This window comes from Kaistella soli (genome assembly GCF_019038595.1).
In the GTDB taxonomy this organism is placed as follows: Bacteria; Bacteroidota; Bacteroidia; order Flavobacteriales; family Weeksellaceae; genus Kaistella; species Kaistella soli.
The window spans coordinates 1-1093 of sequence record NZ_JAHOPF010000020.1 but is presented as its reverse complement, the minus strand read 5'-3'; the positions used below and the strand labels follow the sequence as shown (position 1 = coordinate 1093).

The window sequence follows — 1093 nt, the reverse complement described above, 5'->3', positions numbered from 1 at the left end:
GTTCCCATTCCGAACACAGAAGTTAAGCCCTCTAGCGCCGATGGTACTGCGAAAGCGGGAGAGTAGGTCGCCGCCAGTTTTTTTTAATCCTCAATCATTTACTTGATTGAGGATTTTTTTTGGTATACCAAAAGGACAAAAATTAATCCGCCCTGTGGTAGGCTTAGGATAAATTATTTAATGAAATATTAATTAGAGAACTTAGGATGATGTTTGAAGAAGCTGACAAAACGGTTGCAATGTGTAAGTTGAGAATTTTAATCGGCCAATGATAAAATCCAGTCTCTTTTTTAATCTAAATATTGAAAGGAATTAAATCAATGTGTTAAGATTCCACAACTTACTCAACAGCATTAATAACCTTTATTAGGAGCTATTAAAAAAGAAAGTTAAAATTTTTGAAACCAAATCAAATCAAGGGAGTAAATAAATCAATTTCCATTTTATTTATTTGAAAAGTGGAAATTCGAAGGTTTCCAGAACCACTCGAAATAAGAAGTAAATAGTTTATTCAAATATGAAACTCCGTCCAAAATTTAATATTATCAGAAGTCATTTGAGTAATCGTATTCATCTCCGCAACATCTATTCTTAAGAGTCTTTATCATTAGATTCAGGAATGCTGAATTGGAAGCTAACAAAGAAACCCTTTCTTACGCATACTTTGCTGTAGCGTATTTGGTAAAAGACAGCGATCCTGTAAAAGCAAAAGAATACGCAGCAAAATCAGTACAGCTGAATCCTACCTACCAGGACGCGGTAAATCTGAACAAAGCGCTGAACAAATAAGAAACAGACTAATATTACAATCCCACTCCTTAGAGTGGGATTTTTTTGTTTCGTAAGAAGAGATTGGTTAATCTTTACCCTCCTTGAGCTGCTTCCCTCCTCTTTATTATAGTTAGACATAATGTAATAAGATTTGCGCAATGGGCGGTTCACTGCAATTCTCCCCTTCCAGGGAGAAAGCCTTTTAGAAATTTTTCTTTCACACAATCAGCGAGTTGGGGTATTTGATTAAAATTACTTCGGATAATATTTGGAAAACGGCTGAAAGTGGGTATCTTTGCAATCCCAAATCGAGAGAGGCGGG

At 35.5% G+C, this 1093-nt stretch carries 1 protein-coding gene and 1 rRNA gene; both read left to right on the top strand.

The genetic code is table 11. The features are described 5' to 3' along the window. A 5S ribosomal RNA gene (rrf, locus tag KSK37_RS13985) occupies window positions 1-79 on the top strand; the annotation flags it as partial. Window positions 80-627: 548 nt separating this feature from the next. Next, a complete protein-coding gene (locus KSK37_RS13980; RefSeq protein ID WP_217202126.1) occupies window positions 628-789 on the top strand; it encodes a hypothetical protein in 162 nt (53 codons plus the stop codon). Window positions 790-1093: the final 304 nt, after the last annotated feature.